The organism is Nocardioides sambongensis, from assembly GCF_006494815.1.
GTDB classification, from domain to species: domain Bacteria; phylum Actinomycetota; class Actinomycetes; order Propionibacteriales; family Nocardioidaceae; genus Nocardioides; species Nocardioides sambongensis.
In genome coordinates, this window is record NZ_CP041091.1 from 3,429,418 (window position 1) to 3,453,916 (window position 24,499).

At 70.0% G+C, this 24,499-nt stretch carries 16 protein-coding genes, 2 tRNA genes and 2 pseudogenes; 10 read left to right on the top strand and 10 right to left on the bottom strand.

Features of this window, described 5'->3' with window-relative positions; genetic code table 11:
* Window positions 1–4: 4 nt before the first annotated feature.
* On the bottom strand, window positions 5–1,144 hold the full coding sequence (locus FIV43_RS16070) for a TDT family transporter (protein WP_231123452.1): 1,140 nt from the start codon (window positions 1,142–1,144) through the stop codon (window positions 5–7).
* Between the two features lie 113 nt (window positions 1,145–1,257).
* Entirely contained in the window at window positions 1,258–3,048 is a 1,791-nt protein-coding gene (locus FIV43_RS16075) for a nitroreductase/quinone reductase family protein (protein ID WP_141014946.1), read from the bottom strand.
* A gap of 39 nt (window positions 3,049–3,087) precedes the next feature.
* On the opposite strand from FIV43_RS16075, the gene FIV43_RS16080 reads away from it, so the two are divergent.
* Window positions 3,088–4,101, top strand: a complete 1,014-nt coding sequence (locus tag FIV43_RS16080) for a glycerophosphodiester phosphodiesterase (protein WP_141014947.1) — start codon at window positions 3,088–3,090, stop codon at window positions 4,099–4,101.
* A gap of 47 nt (window positions 4,102–4,148) precedes the next feature.
* Here FIV43_RS16080 and FIV43_RS16085 read toward each other — a convergent pair whose 3' ends face one another.
* Window positions 4,149–5,441 carry an HNH endonuclease signature motif containing protein gene (locus tag FIV43_RS16085; RefSeq protein ID WP_141014948.1) on the bottom strand — a complete coding sequence of 431 codons (1,293 nt, stop codon included), beginning with the start codon at window positions 5,439–5,441 and terminating at the stop codon, window positions 4,149–4,151.
* Between the two features lie 241 nt (window positions 5,442–5,682).
* On the opposite strand from FIV43_RS16085, the gene FIV43_RS16090 reads away from it, so the two are divergent.
* The 7 genes and pseudogenes from FIV43_RS16090 to FIV43_RS16115 all read left to right on the top strand — a co-directional run bounded on the left by FIV43_RS16090 (window position 5,683) and on the right by FIV43_RS16115 (window position 13,024).
* Window positions 5,683–7,140, top strand: a complete 1,458-nt coding sequence (locus tag FIV43_RS16090) for a DUF3375 domain-containing protein (protein ID WP_141014949.1) — start codon at window positions 5,683–5,685, stop codon at window positions 7,138–7,140.
* Window positions 7,137–7,772, top strand: coding sequence for a DUF4194 domain-containing protein (locus tag FIV43_RS16095; RefSeq protein WP_141014950.1), 636 nt, complete (start codon window positions 7,137–7,139; stop codon window positions 7,770–7,772). Before FIV43_RS16090 ends, FIV43_RS16095 begins: the two co-directional genes overlap by 4 nt.
* Window positions 7,769–11,098, top strand: a complete 3,330-nt coding sequence (locus tag FIV43_RS16100; protein WP_141014951.1) for an ATP-binding protein — start codon at window positions 7,769–7,771, stop codon at window positions 11,096–11,098. The genes FIV43_RS16095 and FIV43_RS16100 overlap by 4 nt, the downstream gene beginning before the upstream one ends.
* Window positions 11,095–11,603, top strand: a pseudogene (locus FIV43_RS23920) (DUF3322 domain-containing protein); the annotation flags it as partial. The gene FIV43_RS16100 and the pseudogene FIV43_RS23920, both read left to right, overlap by 4 nt.
* A 138-nt stretch (window positions 11,604–11,741) precedes the next feature.
* Entirely contained in the window at window positions 11,742–12,236 is a 495-nt protein-coding gene (locus FIV43_RS21630) for a Wadjet anti-phage system protein JetD domain-containing protein (protein WP_407938908.1), read from the top strand.
* A gap of 166 nt (window positions 12,237–12,402) precedes the next feature.
* Entirely contained in the window at window positions 12,403–12,603 is a 201-nt protein-coding gene (locus tag FIV43_RS16110; RefSeq protein ID WP_231123453.1) for a hypothetical protein, read from the top strand.
* Entirely contained in the window at window positions 12,596–13,024 is a 429-nt protein-coding gene (locus FIV43_RS16115; RefSeq protein WP_141014953.1) for a TA system VapC family ribonuclease toxin, read from the top strand. The genes FIV43_RS16110 and FIV43_RS16115 overlap by 8 nt, the downstream gene beginning before the upstream one ends.
* Here the strand turns inward: FIV43_RS16115 and FIV43_RS16120 are convergent.
* Window positions 13,011–14,003 carry an alpha/beta fold hydrolase gene (locus FIV43_RS16120; protein WP_141014954.1) on the bottom strand — a complete coding sequence of 331 codons (993 nt, stop codon included), beginning with the start codon at window positions 14,001–14,003 and terminating at the stop codon, window positions 13,011–13,013. The two genes, FIV43_RS16115 and FIV43_RS16120, sit on opposite strands and share 14 nt — an antisense overlap.
* A 262-nt stretch (window positions 14,004–14,265) precedes the next feature.
* On the opposite strand from FIV43_RS16120, the gene FIV43_RS16125 reads away from it, so the two are divergent.
* Both FIV43_RS16125 and FIV43_RS16130 read left to right on the top strand, forming a co-directional pair.
* Window positions 14,266–17,361 carry a DUF3427 domain-containing protein gene (locus FIV43_RS16125; RefSeq protein WP_181407540.1) on the top strand — a complete coding sequence of 1,032 codons (3,096 nt, stop codon included), beginning with the start codon at window positions 14,266–14,268 and terminating at the stop codon, window positions 17,359–17,361.
* A 10-nt stretch (window positions 17,362–17,371) separates the two neighbouring features.
* Window positions 17,372–18,148: a nuclease-related domain-containing protein gene (locus FIV43_RS16130; RefSeq protein WP_141014955.1), complete on the top strand. Its 777-nt coding sequence runs from the start codon at window positions 17,372–17,374 to the stop codon at window positions 18,146–18,148.
* A gap of 105 nt (window positions 18,149–18,253) precedes the next feature.
* On the opposite strand, the gene FIV43_RS16135 is transcribed toward FIV43_RS16130, so the two are convergent.
* From FIV43_RS16135 to gyrB, 6 genes and pseudogenes are all read right to left on the bottom strand, one after another.
* Window positions 18,254–18,326, bottom strand: a tRNA-Ala gene (locus tag FIV43_RS16135).
* A 35-nt stretch (window positions 18,327–18,361) separates the two neighbouring features.
* Window positions 18,362–18,520 (bottom strand): DLW-39 family protein, encoded by a 159-nt coding sequence (locus tag FIV43_RS21135; RefSeq protein WP_181407814.1) that lies wholly within the window; start codon window positions 18,518–18,520, stop codon window positions 18,362–18,364.
* Between the two features lie 10 nt (window positions 18,521–18,530).
* Window positions 18,531–18,604: transfer RNA gene (locus FIV43_RS16140), tRNA-Ile, on the bottom strand.
* Window positions 18,605–18,700: 96 nt separating this feature from the next.
* On the bottom strand, window positions 18,701–19,402 hold the full coding sequence (locus tag FIV43_RS16145; protein ID WP_231123454.1) for a DUF3566 domain-containing protein: 702 nt from the start codon (window positions 19,400–19,402) through the stop codon (window positions 18,701–18,703).
* Window positions 19,402–22,016, bottom strand: a pseudogene (gene gyrA / locus FIV43_RS16150) (DNA gyrase subunit A). Before gyrA ends, FIV43_RS16145 begins: the two are co-directional and overlap by 1 nt.
* Before the next feature lie 120 nt (window positions 22,017–22,136).
* A complete protein-coding gene (gene gyrB / locus FIV43_RS16155) occupies window positions 22,137–24,242 on the bottom strand; it encodes a DNA topoisomerase (ATP-hydrolyzing) subunit B (protein ID WP_269204026.1) in 2,106 nt (701 codons plus the stop codon).
* Window positions 24,243–24,499 lie beyond the last annotated feature (257 nt).

Consider the following 24,499-nt stretch of genomic DNA (forward strand, 5'->3'; position numbering starts at 1 on the left):
GGGATCAGCGCGGGGCGACGACCGGCTGCGGCGCCCGCAGCAGGCTCCCGTCGAGCACCCCCGCGACCGTCCGCGTCAGCACCACGGCCCAGGCCAGCACCAGGCAACCGAAGAGCACCCCGGCGACCAGCGCCAGCGGCAGCAGCCCGGTGACGCCGGCCAGCCCCGAGGTCCCGGTCACCACGGTGCCGACCGGGAAGGTGAACGACCACCAGGTCAGCGTGAACGGCATCCCCGCCCGCACGGTGCGCCAGGTGGTCAGCGCCGCGACCGTCAGCCACAGCATCGCGAATCCCCACACCGGGATGCCGTAGACCAGCGCCAGGCTCTCGAACGCCGTCCCGTACGGCGCCGGCAGCACGCCTGGTGCCAGCAGTCCGAGGTGGTGCGCGGCAGTGACCGACTGGCCGAGGGGTCCGAGCACGATCCACAGGGTGGGGACGCGGGCGGCCGGCCCGGCGCCGTACCGGACCATCCGGTGCACGATCAGCGTGATCACCACGAGGCTGGCGAGCAGGGTCAGGCCGAAGAGGCCGTAGCAGAGGAGCAGGAAGCTCTCCCGCGCCTGGCCGGCCGGGACGTGCGGCACCAGGAGCGCACCGGTCGCGGCCGAGACCATCGGCGGCACGACGGGCATCAGCCACCCGCCGAACGCCTCGTCCCCGCGGAGCGCGAGCCGGGTGAACGCCGCGTAGGGCACCAGCACCGCGGTGGCGATCCCGAGCAGCGTCCCCGCGGTCCAGAGCACGGCGTGCAGGGCGAGGGCCGCCTCCGCCCCGATCCACCGCTGACCGGCCAGCATCGCGCCGGCGCCGACGGTCATCAGCGCCATCGCCGGGGCGCCGTAGAAGTGCACCATCACCGGGTCGGTGCGGTGCCCGTTCGCCACGGTCGGGTGGTGGCGGTGGTGCAGCACGGTCGCGGCGGTGACCGCGACCAGCAGGGTGGCGGCGAGCGCCCAGAGCGCCGCGGCGACGGTGGCGGCGCCGGGCACGTGGAACGGCAGGCCGAGCAGCGCCACCGGGAGGATCCCGGTGCCCATCACCGAGGCGTACCAGTTCGGACCGACGTAGCCGAGGCGCGTGGTGACGCTGGAGGTGCCGGTGGTCCGGGCGGGTGAGGCGGGAGCGAGAGCGGCGGTCACCTGTCCAGGTTCGCCGGTGGGGAGGCGCCGCGGTAGCGGCACGTTCTTGGGCGCTCACAAACCAGACTTGTGAGTGCGCCGCAAACCTCCGGCGGCGCCGGACGCGCCGACCTTTAAGTGCGTTCGAGCGCGAGCACCGGGATGGTGCGAACGCCCTCGGTCTTCTTCTCGTAGTCGGCGAAGCCCGGGAAGTCGCTGGCCTGCGCGGCGTAGACCTCGTCGCGCATCTCGCCGATGACCTCCTTCACCGAGACCTCGTAGGTGTCGATCCCGGCGTCCGTGCCGCGCTCGATCCGGGCCCGTCCGGCGGCGACCAGGTTGTGGTACCAGTCCGGGTTCTTCGGCGCGCCGGCCGCGGAGGCGAAGACGTAGACGGTGTCCGCGTCGTCGGGGTCCGGGCGATACATCATCGGGTTGGTGCGGGCCTCGCCCGACTTGCGGCCGACGTGGTGCACCACCACCATCGGCGCGCCCTCGAACGGGCCCCCGACCCGGCCGTCGTTGTCGCGGAACTCCGCGACGATCCGTGCGTTCAGGTCCTCGACGTCGGGCATGTGCAACTCCTCGGTGGTGGGGACGTGCTGGTGGTTCGAGTCTGCTCGGTGGGTGTCTGCATGGTCGGTGTTCGGCTGGTCGGTGTCCGGCTGGTCGGTGTCCGGCTGGTCGGCGTCGCCGGTGCGGGTCTGCGTGGGAGCGGGACGCAGCCGCAGCACCCGCAGCCCCACCCCCGGTACGCCCTCCACCACCCGCCGCAGTCGTGCCAGCGTGATCTGGGAGACCGTGCGATAGCCGAGCCGCCGCGCCTCGGACCGCTCCGCGGTGGGCTCGGGCAGCGTCACGCAGATGGAGTGACGCCTCCGGCCATCGGCGATGTCGGCCTCGATCACCGCCTGGCCGGTGGTGCCCGAGCCGGCGAAGAAGTCGAGCACCACGTCGCCGTCGGAGTTGGCGGCGAGGGTGACCAGGCGTCGTACCAGCTCGACCGGTTTGGGGCTGTCGAAGACCGCCGCGCCCATCAGCTCGCGCAACCGCCGGGTCGCGGTCGAGGTCTGCATCTCCTCGTCCCACCAGGTGGTGGCGGTGCGGCGCTTCGCGGCGGCGTCCTCGCGGTAGTACTTCTGCAGCAGCGCCCGGGGTCGTACGACGATCAGCCCGGCGTCGTACTTGGCCTGCATGGTCCGTTCGGAGTAGCGCCAGTAGCCGGCGACGCCGTGGAACTCGTAGTAGGGGTTGCCCTTCTTCGCGCCGCCCGGACCGTCGACGGGGACCAGGCGGTAGGGGCCGCGCTCGTCGACCAGGTCGAAGCCCTCGAGGACCGGGTCGAGCCCGAAGTCGGCGCGTCGGTCGGCCAGCGCCGGCAGGTGGCGCGCGTAGAGGTGCAGGAAGTTGTGGGACGGGGAGACCAGCCGGTCGTTGGAGACCGACGCGCGGGAGCGCACGCAGATGGTGGCGAGGAAGTTCTCCCCACCGAAGACCTCGTCGAGGACCAGCCGCAGCTGAGCGGTCTCGTGGTCGTCGATGGAGACCGCGAGGAGGCCGTCGGTGGTGAGCAGCTCGCGGGCCAGCACCAGCCGGGGAAGGATCATCGACAGCCACCGGCTGTGCCGGCACCCGTCACCGTCGTCGCCGCTGACGTCGTCGCGGTAGACGAACGGATTGCCGGTGTTGTAGGGCGGATCGATGTAGATCAACTTGATGCCCGCGCAGTGCTCGTCGCGCAGGAGCTGGAGGACCTCCAGGTTGTCGCCCTCGATGAAGAGGTGGCGGGCGTCGTCCGGGCGGATCGCTGCGTCGAGGTCCTCGACCAGCGTCGCGGCGCACGGGGCGGACGCCCGGTCGAGGGCGTCCTGCTTGCCGACCCAGGTCAACCCGTAGCGCTCGGGGTCACCTGTGTCGTGGGTCACACGCTGACAGTAGCCGTGCGCGACACTTAGGTTGAGTCCATGCGCGCGTCTCGCCTGATCCCCGCGGTGCTCACCGCGCTCGCCCTGACCGTCCCGGCGTCGACCTTGTCCGCGTCGACCGCCGGGGCCGAGCCGGTCGACCCGGCCCCCAACCCGTGGCTGGAGGCCCGGGTGATGAACATGGCGCACTCCGGCGGCGAGAACGAGGCGCCGATGAACACCATGTATGCGTTCGAGCGTGCCGCGAAGCTCGGCGCCGACATGCTCGAGCTCGACGTGCACTCCACCGCCGACGGACGCCTGGTGGTGATCCACGACGCCACCGTCGACCGCACCACCAACGGCACCGGCCAGGTCGAGGACCTGCCGGTCCGGAAGGTGCGGCGGCTCGACGCCGCGCACTGGTTCGTCCCCGGCCGGAGCGCCGTGCACGGCCTGCCCGCCCAGCGGTATCCGCTGCGCGGCGCCCGCTACGGCAAGGTCCGGGTGCGCGGGCACCAGCCGAAGGACTTCCGGGTGCCGCAGCTGTGGGAGGTGTTCAAGCGGTTCCCGCGCACGCCGATCAACATCGAGATCAAGGGGACCTCGGACGCCGACCTGGCGTCGTACCAGCGGACGGGGCGGTTGCTCGCCCGGTTCCTGAACAAGGTCGGCCGCACCGATGTCATCGTCGCCTCCTTCAACGACGCCGCGCTGACCGACTTCCACCAGCGGGCGCCGCAGATCGGGCTGGCGCCGGGGATGGCCGCACTCACCGCCTACGTGCTCACCGGCACCCCACCGATGGAGGGCACCGTCGCCCTGCAGGTGCCGGTGACCTACCAGGGCATCCCGATCGTGACGCGCGCGTTCGTCGACCGCGCGCACAGCGACGGATACGCCGTGCACGTCTGGTTCAGCGGCTCGGCGCCGGACGACGCGGCGACGTACCGGCGGATGATCGACACCTGCGCCGACGGCCTGATGCCCGCCCGCCCGACGGTGCTCGAGACGATCCTCGACAAGCGCGGCATCGTGCGTCCCGGGCAGCCGGGCGTGGATCCCTGCGCCTGAGGGGCTCTGGGGCTGGTCGTGGTGATCGTCTGAGTAGTGTCGATTGCTCATGTTCGCCGGTGGTAGCGGTGCGCACCGTTGGGGAGCCGCGTAGTGACGTAGCCGGGGTCGTGTTCGCGGTGGTGGTGGAAGTTGCAGAGGAGTACGCCGTCGGCGAGGTCGGTCCTCCCGCCACGGGACCAGGGGTCCAGGTGATGCGCCTCGCACCAGGTCGCCGGCACGGTGCAACCCTCGGCGCGGCAGGTGCGGTCGCGAAGGCGAAGTGCTTTGCGTTGGGCGGGGCTGAACAGGCGTTGGGCGCGGCCGAGGTCGAGGACCTCGCTCTTCCCGCCGAGGACGGCGGGGAGGATCTTGGCGGTGCACGCCAGCCGTCGGGCCTGAGCGGCGCTGATCCGTCCGGACTGGTCCGTGTCGCCGGCATCCAACAGCTCGGCGACGCCGAGGCTGCGGGTGAGGTGGTCATGGTCGATCGTGACGACCAGGGTGGTCGCGTCCCCGCCGTGGTCGGGAAGGCTCGCGGGGTCGAGGTGTTCCAGCAGCGCGCAGAACGCGTGCCCGAGGGCTCGAGCCCGCGGGAGCCGCTCGAGGTCCGGGTTCTGCTCCCTGGTGTGGGCGCCGGCGTGGCGGGGTGAGGTGTAGGCGTCGAGATAGGTGACCAGGCGGGTGGCGATGTGGTCGGGCACGGTCGCGATCACCCGGGACATCCCGTCGCCCAGGCCCCGGATCCGCACGGTCGTCTTGCGGTGCGCGTCGTGTTCGAGGCGTTCCAGGTGGCGGGCGTCCTCTTCGTCGGCGACCTCCGGCGCGACCACGTGCAGGATCCGGTCGGCCAGGACCCCGAGCTCTCTGGGTCCGAACCCGGTGTCGGGGGCGTCGGAATGGTCCCCGGTCCCATAGGCCACCAGGTCACAGTGGGCCCGTTCCCTCACCGCGGCCTCCAGGTGGTCGGGCAGCGCGTCGAGTCCCCGGACGACCACGCGTGCCTGGTCCGGAGTGAGCCGCCCGGTCGCCATCGCGGCTGTGACGCCCGGCCACCGCTCGGCCGCGGCGGCGAGCTCGGCCTCGGCCCGCAACCGTCGCGCCTGGACGTTGGAACGCGATGCCACCCATCCCGCGACATCGCGGGCACCATGCAGGTCGGCCACATCACCACTCGCGGACAGCACCCGCATCCGCAGCTCGGTCAGCTGTGCTTCCGCAGCAACCAGCTCAGTCAGGAGCGCCTCGCGGTCCTCGGTCTTCAGGAACGCCGGCTGTGCATCCGCGACCCCGGCCAACTCGGCCCGCACCCGGGTGACCGCACCGGTGATGCGGTCGGGGTGGGTGTGGTCCAGAGCCATCAGGGGCCTTCCGAGAGTGTCCGCGAGGAGCGTTCCGCTGACCCGGATTCTACCTGCGATCGAACACCAGTTCGACCCCTGCGAGGAAGATGGTGGAACCGTTTCCGCAGGTCACCGGCCGTTTTCCACAGCACACCGACGCCACCTGGCTCGCGCTGTGACCTGCGGGGCGCACGGGACCGTCGCCCGCGGATCCCTGACCGGCCCCGAACCGTCGTGCCCCCCTGACAAGATGGCCCGCATGTCCGCACTCGCCGTGGCGCTGGCCTATCGCCGCCTCGTCGAGGACAGCGCCACCCTCCGTCTGCTGCGCGCCGACAACGCGCCGGTGATCGCCGCGCTGCTGACCGTCCACCTCGGCGCCCCCGGCACGCGGCTGCCCGTCGAGGACGTCTACGAGCTGATCGACGCCGACCTCGAGGTGCTCCGCGACCACTTCGTTCTGCCCCAGACCGCCCGGGGATACTGCGACGACTGGCGCAACGCCGGATTCCTGGTGCGACGCCCCGCGGCGGAGGCTCGCGGCGAGACGCTCGAGCTCGCTCCCGACGCGGTGGTGGCGCTCCGCGTGGTCGCCCAACTCGAAGCCCCGCGCTCGACCGTCACCCAGTCTCGCCTGATCAGCCTGGCCCAGGCGGTGCGCCAGCTCGCCATCGACACCGATCCGGACAGCACGACGCGGCTCGCGGCGCTGCGCGCCGAACGGGACCGGCTCGACGAGCGGATCGCGCGAGTCACCCGCGGCGAGGTCGACGTACTCGACCCACGCGAGGCACACGAGCGGGTCACCGACGTCCTGCTCCAGGCGCGCGACCTGCCCGGCGACTTCGCGGGCGTGCGAGCGCGGTTCGAGCAGCTCAATCAGGAGCTACGAGCGCGCATCCTCGACGACGACCGGACCGACGGGCGCAGCAGCGTGCTCGACGACGTCTTCCGCGGCGTCGACCTGATCGAGACCTCGGACGAGGGCCGGACCTTCAGCGCGTTCTCCTCCCTGATCCGCGATCCCGAACGCTCGTCGGCCTTCGAGTCCGACCTGTCGGCGGTCCTGGACCGCGACTTCGCCGGTCACCTCACGCCGGAGGCGCGTCGTACGCTTCGCTCTCTGGTCCGGGACCTCAAGCGGGGCAGCCGGGAGGTGCACGGCGAGCTGACCGAGTTCGCCCGCGGGTTGCGCCGCTACGTCTACTCCCAGGAGTTCCAGCGCGACCGAGCGCTGCGCGACGCCCTCCAGTCCGCGCTCTCCGCAGCCGTGCCCGCCAGTCGCGAGGTCAAGCCGTACGCCGACCTGCCGCACGAGCTGGAGCTGTCGGCGTTGCGGCTCTCGACCGTCGGCGAGCTCGCGCCGCACGACCCCACCGACTACGACACCGGGTCGACGCTGCCCGATGCGGAGACCGAGAGCATCGACCTGTCCGCCCTCGCCGCCATCGCGCGGGAGAGCGAGATCGATTTCGCCGAGCTGATCGACAACGTCAACCGGGTGCTCGGCAATCAGGAGAGCGCCAGCGTCGCCGACATCCTGCGCGCCACACCCGCCACCCAGGGCCTGGCCAGCGTGGTCGGCCTGCTCTCCCTCGCCCTGGCCAACGGCGAGGTTCGCGACGATGGTCACGAGCAGCTCGCCTGGACCGGCGTCGACGGGGTCGATCGTGCGGCGGACGTCGCCGTGCACGTCTTCACCGAGAGGATCCGATGACCGAGGAGCACGCAGCGAGCACCGACGCGCGCCCGAACCTGTGGCCCGGTGATCTCGGTTCGCTGCACGAACAGTCGCGGCGCGCGTTGCTGGAGATCGTCAAGGGCCCCTACCTCTCCGGCCGCCGCCGTCCGCAGCTGTGGGCGGCGCTGCTCGCCGACGAGGCGGCGATCCGCTCTCAGCTGCACAACCTGTTCCTCGAGCTGGTCATCGACCCGGTCGACGAGTTCGCGTTCGTCCGCAAGGTCCGCACCACCGAGCTCGACGTGCCGAGCCCGTTACGCACCGAAAGCCTCAACTTCCTCGACACCGCGATGCTCCTGGTGCTGCGCCAGCTCCTGCTCGCCGCGCCCGGCGAGCAGCGGGTGATCGTCGGACAGACCGAGATCTACGAGCGGTTGGACGTCTATCGCACCGGCGACCGATCCACCTTCACGCGCAACCTCAACGGCTCCTGGACCCGGATGTTGAACAAGTTCCGCGTGCTCCACTCCGCCGGGGAGGGCCGGGCCGAGATCTCCCCGGTGGTGAAGTTCGTCCTCGACCACGACCTCGTCCTGGCGCTGGCCGACGAATACCGCCGCATCGCGGAGAAGTCGGAGCCGGGCACCGAGGAGGCGGACGGGGCATGACCACCTCCGAGGACGCGCTCTTCGCCGTACCCGATGCGCCGCACAGCCAGTGGCGCCTGGCCGAGGTCCAGCTCGCCAATTGGGGCACCTTCGACGGCGCCATCTATCGCCTCCCGGTCGCCCGCCGCGGCCACCTGGTCACCGGACCGTCGGGCTCCGGCAAGTCCTCGCTGCTGGACGCGATCGCCGCCGTGCTGACCCCCGACAAGTGGCTGCGCCTCAACCAGGCGGCACAGGGCGCGGGCGCGCGTCAGGACCAGCGCAGCGTCTACAGCTATGTCCGTGGGGCGTGGTCGCGCACGATCGACGCCACCGAGGACCGCGTGGTCAGTGCCTACCTGCGCCCCAAGGCGACGTGGAGCGGGATCGTGCTGCGCTTCGAGGACGGCGACGGCGGCGTCGTCTCGCTCTGCCGACTCTTCTTCGCCCGCGCCACGGCCACAGCCTCCTCCGACGTCAACGACCTCTGCCTGCTCGACCGCTCCGCCGTCGACCTGCGCGACCTGCAGGAGTTCGCCGCCGAGGGGCTGGAGACCCGCCGGGTGCAGAAGGCCTGGCCGGACGCACTGGTGACCAGCAACCACTCCCACGGCCGGTTCTACGCGCGGATGCGGTCGATCTTCGGGATCGCAGACGAGACCGCGCTGCAGCTGCTGCACAAGACCCAGTCGGCGAAGAGCCTGGACAGCCTCGACCAACTCTTCCGCGACTACATGCTCGAGCGCCCCGCCACCTTCGACCTCGCCCAGAATGCGGTCGACCAGTTCGGCGAGCTGCGCGACGCCCACGACCGCGTGGTGCAACTGCGCGAGCAGCGCGACCACCTGATCGGCCTCAAGGACCATGCGGAGCGGTACGACGCCGCGCAGACCAGGGCCGGCGCAGCCCTCGCCCTGATCGAGGCGGTCGGTCCCTTCCAGCGCCGACGCGGGCTCGAGCTCGCGCGCGGCGAGCTGGAGGCAGTTCAGGAGCGGATGAGCCGACTGACGATCGAGGCGGACCAGGCCGAGGAGGCCTATGCGGCCGCCGATGACGCCGTCGCCCGCTCGGAGCGGCTGGAGCTCCAGCTGGGAGGTGCCGAGACCGGGCACCTGCAGCAGCGGATCCGGGCCGCTGAGGAGTCCGCCCGCGATGTCGACGCCCGGTGGAAGCGGTTCGCCACCGAGCTGCGCCGGGCCGGGGTGGACCGCGCCCCCACGCGAGTGGAGGAGTTCGCCGAGCTGGTCCGCGGGATCGACGAGATCCTCGCCGACGCGCCGCCAGCGGTGTCGGTCGACCATGATCGGCTGGCCGCGCTCGCCCGGGCCAGGGACCGGGTCTCGTCCGTCGAGGCCGCGGTTTCCTCGATCCGGACCACCGGCAGCACGGTGCCCGAGGAGCTGCTCCGGATCCGCGCGACGCTCGCCGACGAGCTGGCGGTCCCCGTCTCGGCGCTGCCCTTCGCCGCGGAGCTCATCGAGGTGCGGCCCGAGCACGCCGCGTGGACGGGCGCGATCGAGCGGGTGCTGCGTCCGTTCGCGCTGGCCCTGCTGGTGCGCTCCGAGCACCTCGGCTCGGTCAGGCGCTGGATCGACACCCACCGCCTGCCGGGCCGCCTCGTCTTCGAGGAGGTCGCCGACGACGCGCCCGCGGCGCGGCCCGCCGGTAGCGACCGGTCCCTGGTGCACCGGGTGACCGTCTCGGCGGGCCCGTTCGCGAACTGGATGAACGGCCAGCTGTCGGCGCGGTACGACGTCGCGTGCGTCGACTCCCCCGACGAGCTCGACGACCACGTGCGAGCCGTCACGATCAACGGCCAGGTCAAGACCTCGCGGACCCGCTACGAGAAGGACGACCGGCGACGCATCGAGGACCGCAGCCAGTGGGTGCTCGGCGACCGCGAGGCCAAGCTGGAGGCGCTCGTCGAGCAGTTGCGGGAGGCCACCGAGGAGCACCGTCGGATCGAGGAGGTCGTCCAGCGGATCGAGGCCGAGCACCAGGCCGCCGTACAGCGGCGCACGATCCTGGAGAGCGCGCGGCAGCAGAGCTGGTCCGACATCGATCGGCAGGGCGCCGCCCAGGCGGTCGTCGACCTGGAGGACCAGTTGCGAGCGCTGACCTCCGACAACGCCAGCCTCCATGCTGCGGTCCAGGCCGCCCACACGGCTCGCGATCGGCGCAAGAAGGCGCACGAGGCGTTGATCAACAGCCAGTCGGCGCTGAAGTCCACCAGGACCGAGGACGCCGAGCTGCGCGAGGTCATCGCGAGCATCGAGGCGGAGCTCGCATCGGGAGCGATTGCCGAGGTCGAGCCCGGGCTGGCCGAGGAGCTGGCCCGACGGTTCCGGACGCGCCGGCGCAACCTCACCCGACAAGTGATCGGTGAGGTCGGGCAGCAGGTCACCCAGCAGCTGGGTCAGGAACGGGACCGGGCCCTGGCCGAGGCGCAGAGTGCCACCGGTGCGCTGATCGGGTCCGCCACCACCTTCAACGACACCTGGCCGGCGGCCGCCGCGACCGCCGAGCTGGTTGCGACCGTCGACGACCGGCGTGGCTACCTGGAGCTGCTCGACACCATCGTCGCGCAAGGGTTGCCCGAGTACGAAGCGAACTTCCTGCGGTTGCTGCGCGAGCGTTCGCGGGACCTGATCGGTGAGCTGGTCAGCGACATCCTCGCTGCGCCTCGTGAGATCCAGGACCGGGTCACCCCGGTCAACGCCTCGCTGCGGCGCTCGCCGTTCGACGAGGGACGCTTCCTACGTCTGCGGGTGAAGACCCGGCGGACCGAGACGGTCAACCGGTTCATCGCCGACCTGCGGTCGGTGGCCGAGGGCAGCTGGTCCGACGACGACCTCGGTTCGGCCGAGCGACGCTTCGCCACGCTCGACTCCCTCATGCGGCGGCTCGCCTCGAGCGAGCACGCGGACCGCACCTGGCGTCACCAGTGCCTCGACACCCGCCAGCACGTGACGTTCCTGGCCGAGGAGATCGACGAGCACGAGCGGGTGCAGGCGACCTACGACTCCGGAGCCGCGATGTCCGGCGGCCAGCAGCAGAAGCTGGTGATCTTCTGCCTCGCGGCGGCACTGCGCTATCAGCTGGCCGACACTGAGGACGCGTTCCCGCGCTACGGCACCATCGTGCTGGACGAAGCCTTCGACAAGGCCGACACCCGCTACACCCGCATGGCGCTGGACGTCTTCGTCGAGTTCGGGTTCCAGATGGTGCTGGCGACGCCGCAGAAGCTGCTGCAGACGATCGAGCCGTACGTCGGCGCCGCCACCTCGATCGAGAACCCGACCCGCCAGCGCTCGGTGGTCGCCGACGTGGTGTGGAGCGACGAGTGATCGGTGTCGGCGACGCCCGCCGCACCGCCCACGACAAGCTCGCGAAGAGACTGACGGGGTGGGCGGTCACCGCGCCGCAGGCTCCTGCGCTGACGATCCCGCTGAAGCCACCGACCGAGCGCGCCGCACTGGCCGATCAGGCCGCGGCGGAGTCGTGGGTGCGGGAGTGGCGGGGCGTCGTAGTGCCGGTGGGGGCGGAGGTCGAGTGGGAGACCCGTGACTGGCAGCGACTCGGTCGCCAAGAGGTGCCGGTGCGCCTGCGGTTGACGACAGCGGATGCGGTGGCGGCCTTCGCGAAGGGCTCCGCCGCGCGAGACTGGTCGACGCTGACCCGTCGGATCGCGGCCGTGCGCGACGGGTTGGGCGCGTCGGCGGCGGTGGACGCCGCGCTCCGTAAGCACGCGGCGGCCCTGATCGGGTGGTCCCCGAACGATTCGACCGCGCGATGGCGGTGGTCGCGTGGCTCTCGACCCACCCGGCCACGGGGCTGCGACCGCGCCAGGTGCCGATCCGCGGCGTCGACACCAAGTGGCTGGCGGCGCACCGGGCCGTCGTCACCGATCTGCACGCGGCCGCCACCGGCGCGCCGGGGTTGGGGCTCGTCGAGGCCGACCGGCTGGTGCGGATCCGGATCCTCGATCCGGTGCCGGCGATCGGCGGGCTGTGCGACCTCGCCGCGCCGGAGACGCAACTTGCTCAGCTCCCGATCGCGCCCGCGGTCGTGCTGATCCTGGAGAACCTCGAATCGATGCTCGCCCTGCCGCCGTGGCCGGGGGTCGTCGCCGTCCACGGCTCCGGGTACGACGTCGACGCGGCCGGTCGCCTGCCCTGGGTGCAGGCGGCGCGGGTCGTCTATTGGGGCGACCTGGACTCTCACGGCTTCGCGATCCTGCACCGGCTGCGCTTCTGGCTCCCCGACGTCCCCTCGCTCCTGATGGATGAGCAGACCCTGCTCGATCACCGGGACCTGTGGGTGACGGAGCCCAAGCCGACCCGCGCCGTCCTCGACCGACTCACTCCCGGCGAGAATGCGGCTCTGGCGCGGCTGCGGGCCGAGGGCGACGTACGGCTGGAGCAGGAGCGGATCCCCTGGTCGGTGGCGCTGGCGGCGCTGGAAGGCGCGGTCGCCCCGCGATGACGCGGGCCGCCTGTGGATGACCGGTCGACCAACGCCCGGCGTCGGGGCACTCTCGTCACGCCCACCCACGATGAGGCCGCCGACCGCTGAGGCTCGAGCAGGCGATGCGTGATGCGTGATGCGATATTATGGTGAGTATGCGCACCACCCTCGACATCAACCCCGCGTGCTCGCCGCAGCCCGTGCGCGCGTCAACGAGGGTCAGAACAAGAGCCTCGGCGAGGCGGTCTCCGCCCTCGCACTCGCCGGCCTCGCGAGCACGACCGAGTCACGCGGCCCCTCCGATGGTGGTCTCGTGCTGCTGCCGTCGACGCCGGGTCACGTGATCACCGGCGACATGGTCGCTGAGGCCATGCTCGATGAGTGAACTCGACCTGCCGGACGTCAACGTGCTCGTGGCACTCCTCCATCCAGACCACGTGCATCACCGCGCCGCCCACACGTGGTTCGGCTCGGTTGCTCGGTTCGCGACCACTCCCGTCACCGAGTCCGGGTTGGTGCGCATGGCACTCAATCCGACCGTGATGGGCGTGGCCGCCGGCGCCGGACAAGCGCTGGACTCACTGCGGTCGCTGCGCCGTCACGAGCGCGCCGTGTTCCTACCCGACGACTCATCTCTCGCCGAGGCGAGCATCGACCTGGTCGGACTGACCGGTTGCCGTCAGGTCACCGACCTGCACCTGGTGAACCTCGCCGCGGCCCACTCCGCCCGCCTGGTCACCTTCGACTCGAAGATCCAGCCGATCCTCGCGCCCGACGACCAGGGGTCGGTGCTCACCCTGGGCTGACCCGCCGCCACCCGGAGGGTTGGGAGCTGTCGATCTCGCCCAGGAAGTCGACGACGATCCGATTGACCTCGTCCGCCGCCTCCATCTGCACGAAGTGTCCGGCCCCAGGGATCATGTGCACCTGCTCCAGCCCGGGGACGAGGTCGCGCATCTCGTCGATCGAGCTGCCGGCGACCTGCATGACCGGATCGCGATCGCCGGTGATGAAGCAGGTCGGCACGGTGACCGGCTCGTCGGGCCGCGCCTGCTTCTCGTGCCAGATGTGGTCGTTCGCGCGGTACCAGTTGAGTCCGCCGGTGAAACCGGTCGCGGCGAACGTGTCGACGTACACCTCGAACTCGGCCTGGCTCAGCCACGGCCACGGCAGATCCGGGGCTTCCGGGAGGACGTCGAGGTAGCCGTTGCCATCGCTGGGGTGGGCGTAGATGTCGGTGTAGTGGTAGCCGCCGGACAGCGCCCAGAAGGCCCGCTGCAAGAACTCCCGCGGCCGTACGTCGAGCTCGGCCTCGGCGACGCCCGGCCGCTGGAAGTAGTCCAGGTGGAACCAGTGCTTCCTCGCCACCGCCGCGAACACTTCGCTGGGCAGGATCGGCAGCTGGGCCGCACGCGGCACGCTCAGCTGGACCAGCGCCCGCACCCGTCGCGGGGCCCACTGCGGCAGGTCCCAGACCAGTGCCGCACCGAAGTCGTGCCCGACGAACACGGCTTCCTCGATCTCCAGCGCATCGAGCAACCCGACCATGTCCGCGACGGTGCTGCGTCTGTCGTAGGCGGCGGGATCCGCCGGTCGCCCACTGCCGCCGTAGCCCCGCATGTCCGGCGCGATCGCGCGGTAGCCGGCTGCGGCGAGGGCGGGGAGCTGGTGGCGCCAGCTGTAGGCGAGACCGGGGAAGCCGTGGCACAGGACGACCGCGGGGCCGGCGCCGTGCTCCAACACGCGGAGGGGGATCTCGCCGACGTCGAGGGTGTGGTCCTTCATCTTGTCGGACCACATGCGCGCTGGACATCGGGTGCTGTCCGCACCTCCGCCACGGGCCCTACCTGACGGTCGGGTTGAGGTCCGTATCCGGGCAGCCGCGGTTCGAGGGCGATGACATTCATCGTGGTGAGCGTAGACCGATCCGGTCGCCTGAGTGTCGCCTTGCTCGGTGCCGTGATCCGCCGGACGTCCTGCATGGTTCGGATGACCAAATCACTCCGATCCCCGTCCTCATGTCGGTCGAATAGGAAAAGCTGCACCCATGACGCGCGAGCCGATCGCACCGGGCCTCCACGAATCGCTGGTGACCACCGACCTGCAGAGGCGCCTGGCCACGGTGACGGGTCTCGAGGCCGCGACCGGGGAGATCGATGCAGTCGATCTTCCTCGCGTCCTCGCCCAGCACGTCTCTGCTTCCGCACACCGCGCGTTCGCCGGGCGCAGCCCCGAGGACGCCGTGGACCTTGCCAACCAGCTGATCGACGCGATGCAGGAGTCAGGCACCGAAGTCTCGGCACCCGCGTCGCAGTTGCTCCGACTCGCACCCACGCCTGGGCCCGGTGTGGTCACCTATCCAGACGTCAGGCCGCGTACGCCGCTGACCGAAGCGGCCCTGATGACGAACGCGAAGTCCGAGCCGAGCCTCGGTCCCGAGCTGCGTACCGAGATCGACACCGCGGACCGCGTCGATCTCCTCTGCGCCTTCGTCCGGTGGGCCGGGCTGCGCCTCCTCGACCCCGAGCTACGCCGGCTACGCGAGCGAGGCGGCCGACTCAGGGTGATCACGACGACCTACACAGGCTCCACCGAACGGCGGGCGCTCGACCACCTGGTGCGCGAGTACGGCGCCGAGGTTCGTGTGCAGTACGACGCCCAGCGCACGCGACTTCACGCCAAAGCGTGGATGTTCCACCGCAACACCGGCTTTGACACCGGGTATGTCGGTTCCTCGAACCTCACCCATGCCGCCATGCTCGAAGGCGTTGAGTGGAACGTCCGGCTCTCCCGTATTGCGACGCCTGCGCTGTTAGAGAAGTTCGACGCAACGTTCGACACGTACTGGAACGACGCTGCGTTCGAGGTCTATCAGCCCAGTCGGGACGCCGACCGGCTCGACCTGGCGTTGGCCGAGGCGGGCGGCAGCAGCCAGACCAATCGCGTCACGCTCTCCCTTTCAGGACTCGCGGTCACTCCCTATCCCTACCAGCAGGAGATGCTCGACGAGATCGACGCGGAGCGCAGCGTGCATGATCGCCATCGGAATCTGGTCGTGGCGGCGACCGGAACCGGCAAGACGGTGGTCGCTGCCCTCGACTATCGGCGGCTCGCGTCGAACCCGGCCCGTCGACCTTCTCTCCTCTTCGTCGCGCACCGCAAGGAGATCCTCACCCAGTCGTTGCGTGTCTACCGTGAGGTGCTGGCCGACGCGAACTTCGGTGAGCTCTACGTCGACGGAGCGTTCCCGAAGGAGGAGTGGAAGCACGTCTTCGCCAGCGTCCAGTCGCTGAGCTCCTACGGCGTCGCGAACCTGCCAACTGACGCCTTCGACGTCGTCGTGATCGACGAGTTCCACCACGCGTCCGCCCCGACGTATCGGACGCTGCTCGACCACCTCGACCCGACGGAACTGCTTGGACTCACGGCAACCCCCGAGCGCGCAGACGGCATCAACGTCCGCGACGCCTTCTTCGACGGACGCGTGGCCACCGAGCTCCGACTGTGGGACGCACTCGGCGCCGAACTGCTGTGCCCGTTCCACTACTTCGGCGTCGCGGACAACACCGACCTCAGCCAGCTCGGCTGGAAGGGCGGCACCTACGACGACGGGGAGCTGTCCAACCTCTTCACCGGCAACGACGCCCGGACGCGGATCATCCTCAAGGAGCTGCACGACAAGGTCCTCGACACCGGATCGATGCGGGCGCTCGGCTTCTGCGTCACGATCGAGCACGCGACGTACATGGCAGCGGCCTTCAACGACGCTGGGATCCCCGCGCGTGCGGTGACCGGCGAGGACACACCGCACGAACGCGCATCCGCTCTCGGCGCGCTCCGGGACGGCAACGTGAACGTGCTCTTCACCGTCGACCTGTTCAACGAGGGCCTCGACATCCCCAACGTCGACACGATCCTCTTCCTGCGGCCGACCGAAAGCGCGACTGTCTTCCTACAACAGCTCGGCCGCGGACTTCGCCGTACGGCGGACAAGGCGGTGCTCACCGTGCTCGACTTCGTGGGGCACCAGCACAAGCGATTCCGCTGGGACCTCAAGCTCACCGCCCTCACCGGTCTCTCGCGCAGCAGGCTCGGCACCGCCGTCGACCAAGAGTTCCCCTTCCTGCCCAGCGGCTGCCAGATCGTCATGGACAAAGAGACGCAGGCTGCCGTTCTGGCGAACCTCAGGACGCAGATCGGTAGCCGCTGGAGCGACCTGCTCTCCGAGCTGCGCGGCATCGGCAACGTCGACCTGCGCGAGTACCTCGACGAGTCCGGCGCCGCCCTCCCCGATCTCTTGAGGTCCGGACGATCGTGGACCAGGCTCCGGCGGGAAGCCGGCTTCGAGACCAGGCCGGTGGGTGACCGTGAAAACGAGCTCGTGAAGCGCGGCCGGTCGCTGATCCACGTCGACGACCGCCCTCGGGCGTCGACCTACCAGTCGGTCCTCAACTCGGACACTGAGCCAGCAGCCTGGACGCCGGCCGAACGCCGCTTGGCCGAGATGCTCTTCTTCTCCCTCTGGCCCAACGGCGGCAGGTTCGCCAGCATCGAGGACGGCATCCGCGCACTTCGGACCAACGAAGCCGCGGCGGATGAGCTGTCGGTCCTGGTCGATATCGGCTTCGAGAACGCGCGGCGCACGACGCTCGAGCTCTCCGGCGACCTTGCTGACGTCCCGCTGCAGGTGCACGGCCGTTACCGACGAGAGGAAGCGCTCGCGGCGCTTGGCGACGCGAGCCTGGCGAAGCCCCCGATCAACTTCCGCGAAGGTGTCCTCTGGGTCCCCGACATCAACACCGACGCCTTCTTCATCCAACTGAAGAAGTCCGAAGCAGCCTTCTCACCCACCACTATGTATCGCGACTACCCGATCAGCCCGACGCTCTTCCACTGGGAGTCGCAGAGCCGCACCACCGTCTCCTCGTCAACCGGGCAGCGGTACGTCAACGGCACCGGCAACGTCCTGCTGTTCGTTCGCGAGACGTCCGTCGACGAGTACGGCACCGGGGCCCCGTACCTGTTCCTCGGACCCGCCACCTATGTCACCCACGAGGGCGAACGACCGATCGCCATCACCTGGAGGCTGGAGACCCCGATGCCGATCGACTTCTTCACGGCCGCCAAGGTCGTCGCGAGCTAAGGGGGACCACGTGACCAGATTCGCGCCGTACCCGCGCCGTGCCTACAGCAATCTCTTCAAAGCATGGGCACGGAGAAACAAGAAGTCCCTCGCCTTGCTCACGTTCGGCTTGCTCGTGCTGCTCGCTTTCGAGACAGCGGTGATCCTCACCCTTTTCCCTGACGGCAGGTTCCAATGGTGGTTCCTCGGTGGCCTGCAGGCTGCCCTCATCGCGACCGCCCTTCACTTCGTCAATGCCGCCTTCCTCGCCCACGAGCGGCAGGCGATCTGGCAGCTCCGCGGCGCCTGGGGGGAGGAAGCGACTCGGGATGAGCTGCGGCGCGCCAAGAAGAAACGGCTGATCTGGGGTTGGGTCGACAGCATCAACCTCCAGGCCGGCGACCTCGATCACCTGGCCTTGACGCGAAGCGGCGGGATCGTTGCCATCGACTCCAAGTGGCGCAGCGACGGCGCTGACACCACGGAGATGGCGCGATCGGCGGCCCGGGTCAAGCTTCGAGCCGATGCCGTGACCCGGAGCCTTCTCAAGCCCGAGCGAGGCGCGCATCGCGCGAGACTTCACTCCGCGGCGGTGACGCCGCTCATCGTCATCTGGGGTCCGGTCCAGGACCACGTTCCGGAAAGCTTCCAGATCGACGGAATCGAGTTCGTCGGCGGTCGTCGGCTGCTGGATCGGCTGGCCACCCTCACCGGGGAGCCGGTCGACAGAGATGCCGCCGCAGACGCCCTGACCCGACTCAAGGACTTTCGGGCGAACACCTGGGCACCGGCCTCCAACAGGAGCTGACCGGCCGAGCGAAGGAACCACTCCCCTCCCGAGGCCGCTGAAAGGATGCGGGTTGGGATGGGCCCGAAATGACAGAAACCGCAGGCTGACCTGCGGTTCCTCGAGTGGAGCCTAGGGGACTCGAACCCCTAACCCCCTGCTTGCAAAGCAGGTGCGCTACCAATTGCGCCAAGGCCCCTGATCACCGACCAACGGCCGGCGTGGGTTGGAGGCTCAGGCCTCCGGGAGCTTGTCCGTCGCGTCCGCCCAGAGCGCCTTCTCGGCCTTGCTCTGCTGCAGCTTCTTGCTGGCGAACACGGCCGCGGCGGCCGCGAGCGCTGCCAGAAGGATCTTCTTCACGAGGACCTCCGTGGTGCGGATCGGGGTGGTCACGAGTGACCGGTGGGCCTAACAGGACTTGAACCTGTGACCTCTTCCTTATCAGGGAAGCGCTCTAACCGTCTGAGCTATAGGCCCGGGTCGGCTTGGACGTCAGGGTGGAAGCCCCATCAGCCCAAGCCGAGGATGAACGTTACCGGAGCGGGTCCGGCCGACGAAATCGCGGGTGCGCTCTCAGTGGTCCTCGGCGAGGGTGACCTCGACGCCACCGAGCAGCGCGGCGGACATGTTGTAGAGGAACGCGGTCAGGGTCGCCGCCGCCGTGAGCAGTACGACGTCGATGGCGGCCACCAGCATCGTGAACCCGAGCACGCGGCTGGTGCCCACATAGTCCTCGATCTGGAAGTTCTGGACGTCCTCGCCGCCGATGCTCTCCTGGATGGTGGAGTTGATCGAGTCCCAGACGCCGGCGGCGCCGAGCACCTGCCACACCATCGCCACCGCCACCACGGTCACCACCGCGAACGCGATGGAGAGCAGGAAGGCGGTCTTCATCACCGACCAGGGGTCGACGCGGGTCAGGCGCAGCCGTGCCCGTCGTACCGGACGGGTGGCGGCGGGGGCCGGCTTCGGCGCCTCGACCGGACCCTCGGCCGCGGCCGGCCCGCCGGCCGACGCCGGCAGGGGCGCCGTGGTCGGGGGCGGGGGGAGCGACGGGGCGGGCTTGGTGGGAGCCGCGGGGTCCTTGGCCGCCTTCGCGGCCTTGGACTTCTTCGACTCCTTCTTCATCCCCGTCTCGGCGCCGGCGTCGGCGCCGCCGTCCGAGTCTGCGCCCTTCTCGTCACCCGACTTCACCGTCGGGACCTCGGCGGTGCGGGCGTCGTCGGTCTCCGCACCGTCGGTCCTGATCGTGGTCTCGTCGACGCGATCGGTCATCAGCTCTCACTCTCTCCCGCACTGTCGGGAGCGCCGTCACCGGCGGCCCCGGCGTCCGTGGACCCCTCGATTGTGGCATCCGGGTCCTGAGCCTCCGAGTTCTCAGCGGCGACGTCCCCTGCTTCAGGGGTGTCGTCGACGCCCTCGGCGGCCTCCTTGCTCTCCACGGAACGGGCGACCACGGCCACCGCGTCGTTGTTCTTCTTCAGCTTCACGAAGGTCACGCCCTGGGTGGACCGTCCGGTCGGGCGGAAGTCCGCGTTGATCGGGCTCCGCACCACCTGACCGGCGGTGGTGATCGAGAGCACCTCGTCGCCGTCGACCACGATGAACGCACCGACCAGCGAGCCGCGGTCCTCGTTCGCCAGCGCCATCGCCTTGATCCCCAGCCCACCACGGCCCTGCACGCGGTAGTCGGCGATCGGGGTGCGCTTGGCGAAGCCGCCGTCGGTGATCGTGAAGACGTACTGGATCTGCACGTCGTCGTCGGCCGCGGCCTCCGCCTCGGACTGCTCGACCACGGCCGCGCGGATCACCGACATCGACAGCAGGTCGTCGCCGTCACGGAACTTCATCCCGGTCACGCCGGAGGTGGCCCGGCCCATCGGCCGCAGCTGCTCGTCGGTCGCCTCGAACCGGATCGCCTGGCCCTTGCGCGAGACCAGCAGGATGTGGTCGCCCTCGGAGACCAGCTCGGCCCCGATCAGCTGGTCGTCGTCCTCGCGGAAGTTGATCGCGATGACGCCGGCCTGCCGCGGGGAGTTGTAGTCCCCGAGCCGGGTCTTCTTCACCAGGCCGTGCTGCGTCGCGAGCACCAGGTACGGCGCCTGCTCGTAGTCGCGGATCGCCAGCACCTGGGCGATCGACTCGTCCGGCTGGAAGCTCAACAGCCCCGCCACGTGCCCGCCCTTCGCGTCGCGCGAGGCCTCGGGCAGGTTGTAGACCTTCGTCCGGTACACCCGGCCGGCGGTGGTGAAGAAGAGCAGCCAGTGGTGGCTGGTGGTGGAGATGAAGTGCTCCACCACGTCGTCGCCCTTGAGGCTGGCCCCGCGCACACCCTTGCCGCCGCGCTTCTGCAGGCGGTACTGGTCGGCGCGGGTCCGCTTCGCGTAGCCGCCGCGGGTGATCGAGACGACCTGCTCCTCGTCGGGGATCAGGTCCTCCATCGAGAGGTCCCCGTCGGCCGCGATGATCTGGGTACGACGCTCGTCGCCGTACTTGTCGACGATCTCACCGAGCTCGTCGGCCACGATCTGCCGCTGCCGCGCGACGTTGGCCAGGATGTCCTTGAGGTCCGCGATCTCCAGCTCGATCTCGGCGAGCGTGTCGATGATCCGCTGCCGCTCCAGCGCGGCGAGGCGGCGCAGCTGCATGTCGAGGATCGCGTTGGCCTGCAGCTCGTCGATCTCGAGCAGGTCGATCAGCCCGCGACGGGCGTCGTCGACCTCGGGAGACCGGCGGATCAGCGCGATCACCTCGTCGAGCATGTCGAGCGCCTTGACCAGGCCGCGCAGGATGTGAGCCCGCTCCTCGGCCTTGCGCAGCCGATACTCGGTGCGCCGGCGGATGACCTCGACCTGGTGCTCCACCCAGTTGCTGATGAACTGGTCGATGGACAGCGTGCGCGGCACCCCGTCGACCAGCGCCAGCATGTTGGCGCTGAAGTTGGTCTGCAGCTCGGTGTGCTTGAGCAGGTTGTTGAGCACCACCCGGGCGACCGCGTCGCGCTTGAGCACGATCACCAGGCGCTGGCCGGTGCGGTCGGAGGTGTCGTCCCGCACGTCGGCGATGCCCTGCACCCGGCCCGAGTCGGCGAGCTCGGCGATCTTCAGGGCCAGGTTGTCCGGGTTGACCATGTAGGGCAGCTCGGTGATCACCAGGCAGGTGCGGCCCTTGGCGTCCTCGTCCACCTCGATCACCGCGCGCTGGGTGATCGAGCCGCGACCGGTGCGGTAGGCCTGCTCGATGCCCTGGTGGCCGACGATCAGCGCGCCGTTGGGGAAGTCGGGGCCCTTCACCCGCTCGATCAGCGCGTCCTGGAGCTCCTCGCGGGTGGCGTCGGGGTGCTCCAGCGCCCACTTCGCCCCTCGGCGACCTCCCGCAGGTTGTGCGGCGGGATGCTGGTCGCCATGCCGACCGCGATGCCCGCGGACCCGTTGACCAGCAGGTTCGGGAACCGCGCGGGCAGGACGACGGGCTCCTGCGAGCGGCCGTCGTAGTTGGGCTGGAAGTCGACGGTCTCCTCGTCGATCTCACGCACCATCTCCAGCGCCAGCGGCGCCATCCGGCACTCGGTGTAACGCATCGCGGCGGCGGAGTCGTTGCCCGGCGAGCCGAAGTTGCCCTGCCCCTGCACCAGCGGCGCGCGCATCACCCACGGCTGGGCCAGCCGGACCAGGGTGTCGTAGATCGCGGTGTCGCCGTGCGGGTGGTACTGACCCATCACGTCGCCGACGACGCGCGAGCACTTGGAGAAGCCGCGGTCGGGGCGGTAGCCGCCGTCGAACATCGCGTAGAGCACCCGGCGGTGCACCGGCTTCAGTCCGTCGCGTACGTCGGGCAGCGCGCGGCCCACGATCACAGCCATCGCATAGTCGATGTAGGACCGCTTCATCGACTCCTGCAGGTCGATGGAGCGGGTCCGTGCCTCGGGGCCGGTCGGGTCGGTCGGTGTCTCGGTCACGATTGCTCTCTCTGTCGCGTTCTATCGATGTCTAAGGAATCTGCTAGATACCTAGATATCGAGGAATCGCACGTCCTTGGCGTTGCGCTGGATGAACGACCTGCGCTGCTCGACGTCCTCGCCCATCAGGATCGAGAAAATCTCGTCGGCCTGGGCGGCGTCCTCCAGGGTGACCTGCAGCAGCAGCCGCTGGTCGGGGTCCATGGTGGTCTCCCACAGCTCCTTGGCGTTCATCTCGCCGAGACCCTTGTAGCGCTGCACCGGGTTCTCCTTGGGCAGCTTCTTGCCGGCGGCCTGGCCGTCGCGCAGCAGCGCGTCGCGCTCGGCGTCGGAGTAGACGAACTCGTGCTCGTGCGGCTTGTTCCAGCGCAGCCGGTAGAGCGGGGGCTGGGCCATGTAGACGTAGCCGTGCTCGATCAGCGGCTTCATGAAGCGGAACAGCAGGGTCAGCAGCAGGGTGTTGATGTGGTGGCCGTCCACGTCGGCGTCGGCCATCAGCACGACCTTGTGGTAGCGCAGCTTGTCGAGGTCGAACTCCTCGGTGATGCCGGTGCCCAGCGCGGAGATGATCGACTGCACCTCCTGGTTGCCGAGCACCTTGTCGATCCGGGCCTTCTCGACGTTCAGGATCTTGCCGCGGATCGGGAGGATCGCCTGGATCCGGGGGTCGCGGCCCTGGCGCGCGGAGCCACCGGCGGAGTCACCCTCGACGATGAACACCTCGCACTCGGCGGGGTTGGTCGACTGGCAGTCGGACAGCTTGCCGGGCAGCCCGGCCCGGCCGAGCAGGCCCTTGCGGTCCCGGGCCAGGTCGCGCGCCTTGCGGGCCGCGATCCGCGCCGAGGCCGCCGCCTGCGAGCGGCGCACGATGTCCTTGCCCTCGGCCGGGTTCTTCTCCAGCCACTCACCGAGCCGGTCGTTGACCACCCGCTGCACGAAGCCCTTGGCCTCGGTGTTGCCGAGCTTGGTCTTGGTCTGACCCTCGAACTGCGGCTCGCCCACCTTGATCGAGATGATCGCGGTCAGGCCCTCGCGGATGTCGTCGCCGGAGACCCGGTCCTCACGCTTCTTGATCAGGCCCCACTCCTCGCCCCAGCCGTTGACCAGGCTGGTCAGCGCTGCCCGGAAGCCCTCCTCGTGGGTGCCGCCCTCGTGGGTGTTGATGTTGTTGGCGAAGGTGTGCACCGACTCGGTGTAGGTGGTGTTCCACTGCATCGCCACCTCCAGGCTCATGTGCGAGTCGGAGTCCACGGGCGTCTCCGCCTCGAAGCTGATCACCGTCGGGTTGGCGGCCTGCTTGGTGCGGTTGATGTGCTCGACGTAGTCGATCAGGCCGCGCTCGTACTTGAAGACCTGCCGCAGCCCGGCGCCCTCCCGCTTGATCGCGCCGGTGCCCTCCTCCCCGCCGTCGACCCGGGCCGGCACGGTGTCGTCGGCGACCGCGTCGGCCAGGTCGCCGGCGTCCTCGCGCTCGTCGATGACGACGATCTCCAGGCCCTTGTTGAGGAAGGCCATCTCCCGGATCCGGGTGGTGATCGTCTCCAGCGAGTAGGTCGTCGTCTCGAAGATCTCCTCGCTGGCGAACCAGGTGACCGTGGTGCCGGTGCGCTCACCGGGCTCCAGGTCGCGGACCTCGCGCAGGTCGTAGTCCGGGTCGCCCAGGGAGAACTCCTGCTCCCACAGCTTGCCCCGGTTCTTCACCTCGACCTTGAGCCGGGTGGAGAGCGCGTTCACCACGGACACACCCACGCCGTGCAGACCGCCGGAGACCTTGTAGCCGGCGCCGCCGAACTTGCCGCCCGCGTGCAGCACGGTCAGCGCCAGCGTGACCGCCGGGATCTCCTGGCCGGGCGCGGTGCCGGTCGGGATGCCGCGGCCGTTGTCCTCGACCTTGAGGGATCCGTCGGCCTGCAGGGTCAGCACGATCCGGTCGCAGTGACCGGCCAGCGCCTCGTCCACCGCGTTGTCGACGATCTCCCAGATCAGGTGGTGCAGGCCGCGCTCGCCGGTGGAGCCGATGTACATGCCCGGTCGCTTGCGGACCGCCTCGAGCCCCTCCAGGACCTGGATCGCGGAGGCGTCGTAGTCCCCGGTGACGGCGACCGGAGCGGTGACCTCCGCGAGCTCCGCGGGCGTGGGCTGATCGGCTGTGGACACACGAACCTCTTCGGGTCGGCGATCCGCGCGCGTGCGCGCGGGACGGGCATGACGCTGGCCGAGTCGAGCGCCCCGGAGTCCCGGTGGCGGCATGGTCCCGGCCAGATCGCCATGATACCCCGTAGAACGCCTCAGATCACGGTGCGCCGCTCGCACGGGGGACGACCGGCGCTGCCCGTGGCCGCTCAGAGGCCCGCAATCGCCATTCTGCGCGCCGCGGAGGGGGGTCGCCAAAGGCCAGTACGGCGAAACCGCTG